The following is a 3,814-nucleotide window of genomic DNA, read 5'->3' as shown; positions in this document are numbered from 1 at the left end:
TATAAAAACAGGTTTAAACACTAAGAAATAACCTAAAAACCAAAATGGGAAAGGAGTTAAATCTCCTTTCCCATTTTGTCAACAGCCCCTTAACCGATTATCCTCTTTTCGTTATTATGTTACAACTTTAGGGAATTAGAAACTTTAGAGTCCATTTCCAAATTAGTTTGTTTTCCAATCGGTTTCGAAGCTTTTGATAGAAGTCCAGAGATCGTTACAGCAATAAGTACGAAAATCAGAGCACGTAGTAACCCTACATGTTCACCGATAATTCCTAAAAATGGTGGTCCTACTAGGAATGCAAGGTAACCAGCTGTCGATACTGCACTTACTCTTGCAGCTACTCTATGAGGGTCGTCTCCTGAAGCGGATAATCCAACTGGAAAACCAAATGCTGCCCCAAGTCCCCAAAAAACAATACCAATCGTTGCTACTTCGAAACTGTGGCTCATTATAACAATAATCAGTCCTACAAAAGCCAAAAGTGCTGATGCACGCAAAACGATAACTCGGCCGAAACGGTCTACTATTTTATCACCTATTGCACGTCCAAAAGTCATTGAACCGACAAAAATGCCATATGCAATGGATCCCATAGCTGGTGTAACATTGTAACCATCAACCATAATAAGTGGTAACCAGTCATTTGCTGATCCTTCAACAAAAGCCATTCCAAGAACAATGATACCGATCATTATTGTACGTCGCTCTTTCCAAACGGCCATATATTCCTTCGTTCTGTTTACTTTAACAGAGTCGCTAGTAACTTCTTTACCTGTGTCGGCAGGTATGAAACGGTATAAATATAAAACAATCAGAACGATAACCAAGGCTGTCAGTGACAAGTGAACAGGTACAGAGATTCCTGACTTAGTCATTGTCGAACCAACCAATGCTCCAAGAAGCGTACCCAAACTGAACGCAGCATGAAAACCGGTTAAGAGCGACTTTTGAGCAGCTTTCTCAACTGCGGTTCCTTCTACATTCATCGCTACATCGCATATTCCTTGCCCAAAACCAAAAACGATAAGTCCTAAAAATACAATCATACTATTTGTCAGCCATGAACCACTGATACCAACAATTAAGAGTCCGATAGAAACCACTAATAGACCAAAAACCATGACAAAACGTCCGCCCTTTTGAGCAATCAGAATACTGGCACTTGTCAATCCGACTATCGATCCTACGGAAAGCCCAAATATGATTACACCCATCTCTGCTGTTGTAGAACCTAAAGTATCCCTGATTGCAGGCGTGCGAGATACCCATGATGCGAATGCAAATCCAGTCAGTGCAAAAATGAAATAAATTGCGACCCGCCATAATTGAATTTGTCGACTATTTAAAGAAGTATCCATTCTTAACCTCCAGTTATTAAATTAAAAAACTTTTTAAATACGTTTAATAAGTGTCGAATTATCTACTTATTTAACGTCTTTAATAAGTTAAACAGTCAACTCAATAAGATTCCCTTCTGGATCTTTAATTACACTCTCGTAGTACCCATCACCAGTCACACGAGGACCATTAATAAGAGGATAACCGCTATTTTTAAATTTGGCACTCATCTGAATGACGGCATCTTCACTTCCTAAGGAGATTGCAATATGAGCCCAACCAATTTGATCATCAGTATTCGTCTTAACAATACCTTCTTTACGCATAATCTCTAATCGTGCGCCAGATTCAAAAGTAAGAAAATAAGATTCAAATTTCTTTTCACTATTATGATATTTATTGTTGGTCTTACAATTAAAAAAAGTTTCGTAAAACTCCCTCATACCTTCCAAATCCTTAACCCAAATAGCAATATGTTCAATCTTCATTTATTTATCACTCCCCAATATTCTTTTTTAAAATTTTAGTATTAAATGGGGATCACCACCTTATATGACTAACATTTTATTATCAATCGATCATAAGTTTAAGACAAAGACTTTGTAATCCAACTAAATAGTCTTGTTTCCAATCACTCGTAGTAAGTACAGGAAGATGTTCAGACGGAAAATATTTTGAGCTAGTCATTCTAATTTTATCTACTATTACGTTTTCAACTTCATCCTTACAAAAAATGATGATATGAGGGTTAATAATAGCTACAAATGAGGCCACTAGCCTACTGATTGCATCAATTTCATAATCCTCACTTATGATTATGTTTTTAAGTGCTTTTCCATTCACTAACGCCTGCCCGAAATTTCTTTCATCATACTGGGGTACAAATGAAACCTCTCCTGAGAAAAAAGTACTACCTCTAACAACATCACCGTTTACCATAATTCCTGCACCTGGGCCGTTTTGTCCTGAATACAAATAAACAAGTGATTGTTTTTCTTTTATCCCTCTATTATTATGAAAACCCAAAACAGCTGCATTCATATCGTTCTCAACTATGACAGGGATCGAAAAATGTTCTTCATAATATTCTTTTAAATTAATGTTTTGAAACTGTTCATATCCTGGTATATAAAACATCCTTCCATTATCAACCGCTGCTGGAACTCCAATCGACATTGAACTGATTTTTGGATATTTACTTATTATATTTTCAATGGTAGTCGTTAAAAAATATAAACTATTATCCATTAATGCACTAGATACTTTGCCTTGTTCCTTTATTTCACCGACACAATTAAAAATTTTATAATTCGTTTCTGTTTTTTCTAAAAAAATTACCAGCCCTAACATATGTTCAGGATTGTAAGAATATCTTTTTGCTCTTCTTCCTCCACTAGAATTATCTAATCCAACTAAAAGAACTTCTCCTTCTTTTTCCATTTCTGTTAGGAACTTACTAATTGTTGGAAAACTAATTTCTAGCCTTTGACTTAATTCAACTTTAGTTGCACTTCCTAGTTTTAATAGTGTTGTACGAATACCACGAAGAACCATTTTCCTCATCGTGCTTGGAGTTGCTAAAAATTCATTCACTAAATTCACCGCCTTAAAAAACTTATTAAACAACTTTAATAAGTTAATGACCTTAATTTACCATATACTCTTTATTAAAACAAATGAAATTGAATTATATATAGATTTTATAGATTTATATTTTTAAAAAAATAGAGTAGCGAAAAGCTACTCATAATCTTTAACAAAGCATGCACTTGTTGTTTAAGAACTTTATTTCAAGTTATTATTTTAAAAATGTGCTAGGCATAACAACAAGAACTACCTCTCCACGAGCACAAAGAGTGTCATTTGCAAATAATTCTGTATGAACTTTCCATTTTTTTGGATGGATTTCTTCTACAGTTCCAACTGCTTTTAGTGGTACATCTTGGGGAGTTGGTTTAAGATATTCCACATTGAGGGAAGCGGTTACAAATCTAGGTGGTGCTGAGCCATCTCCTATCTCATTTCCATTCTTGCGGTGTAATGCAAGTGAGGCAGAGCCTGTCCCATGACAATCAATTAACGAAGCTATTAATCCACCATAAATAAAACCTGGAATTCCCATGTACTTTGATTCAGGTGTAAAGATCGTAACTGTTTTATCACCTTGCCAACCAGTGCGAAGATGATGACCATCTTTATTTAATCGACCACAACCATAACACCAAGCGAAATCATCTGGGTAGATATCTTGAATTGCTTTTTCAATTACTTCTTCCATCATTCATCCTCCTTAATAACTTTTTAAATAAAATTCATCATAATATGAGCAATCGTTCGGTCATATTGTACTTTAAATATATACAAGGTCTTACTAATCCACAATAGTTTCCTAATAATTCCGTTAATATTAACTATACTTTTAAAGAAGAGTAATATTTTTCAAGTTTACAATTAACTAATAATTATGTACACA

The 3,814-nt window shown here is 34.8% G+C and carries 4 protein-coding genes; all 4 read right to left on the bottom strand.

The genetic code is table 11. The features are described 5' to 3' along the window. Positions 1 to 119: 119 nt before the first annotated feature. Positions 120 to 1,361, bottom strand: coding sequence for an MFS transporter (locus tag CN514_RS10450; RefSeq protein ID WP_098232519.1), 1,242 nt, complete (start codon positions 1,359 to 1,361; stop codon positions 120 to 122). Positions 1,362 to 1,448: 87 nt separating this feature from the next. After that, positions 1,449 to 1,829 carry a VOC family protein gene (locus tag CN514_RS10445; protein ID WP_098232518.1) on the bottom strand — a complete coding sequence of 127 codons (381 nt, stop codon included), beginning with the start codon at positions 1,827 to 1,829 and terminating at the stop codon, positions 1,449 to 1,451. Positions 1,830 to 1,911: 82 nt separating this feature from the next. After that, a complete protein-coding gene (locus CN514_RS10440) occupies positions 1,912 to 2,934 on the bottom strand; it encodes an ROK family transcriptional regulator (RefSeq protein ID WP_483295009.1) in 1,023 nt (340 codons plus the stop codon). A gap of 205 nt (positions 2,935 to 3,139) precedes the next feature. Then, on the bottom strand, positions 3,140 to 3,619 hold the full coding sequence (locus CN514_RS10435; RefSeq protein WP_098232517.1) for a PaaI family thioesterase: 480 nt from the start codon (positions 3,617 to 3,619) through the stop codon (positions 3,140 to 3,142). Positions 3,620 to 3,814: the final 195 nt, after the last annotated feature.

The organism is Bacillus sp. AFS001701, from assembly GCF_002559405.1.
Classification (GTDB): Bacteria; Bacillota; Bacilli; order Bacillales; family Bacillaceae_G; genus Gottfriedia.
Note: the sequence above shows the minus strand (reverse complement) of the source record. Positions and strands in the feature narration are given on the sequence as shown.

Bases quoted from the DNA above. Each gene is read 5' to 3' on its own strand.
- CN514_RS10450 (WP_098232519.1), bottom strand. From the start codon at position 1,361: ATGGATACTTCTTTAAATAGTCGACAAATTCAATTATGGCGGGTCGCA.
- CN514_RS10445 (WP_098232518.1), bottom strand. From the start codon at position 1,829: ATGAAGATTGAACATATTGCTATTTGGGTTAAGGATTTGGAAGGTATG.
- CN514_RS10435 (WP_098232517.1), bottom strand. From the start codon at position 3,619: ATGGAAGAAGTAATTGAAAAAGCAATTCAAGATATCTACCCAGATGAT.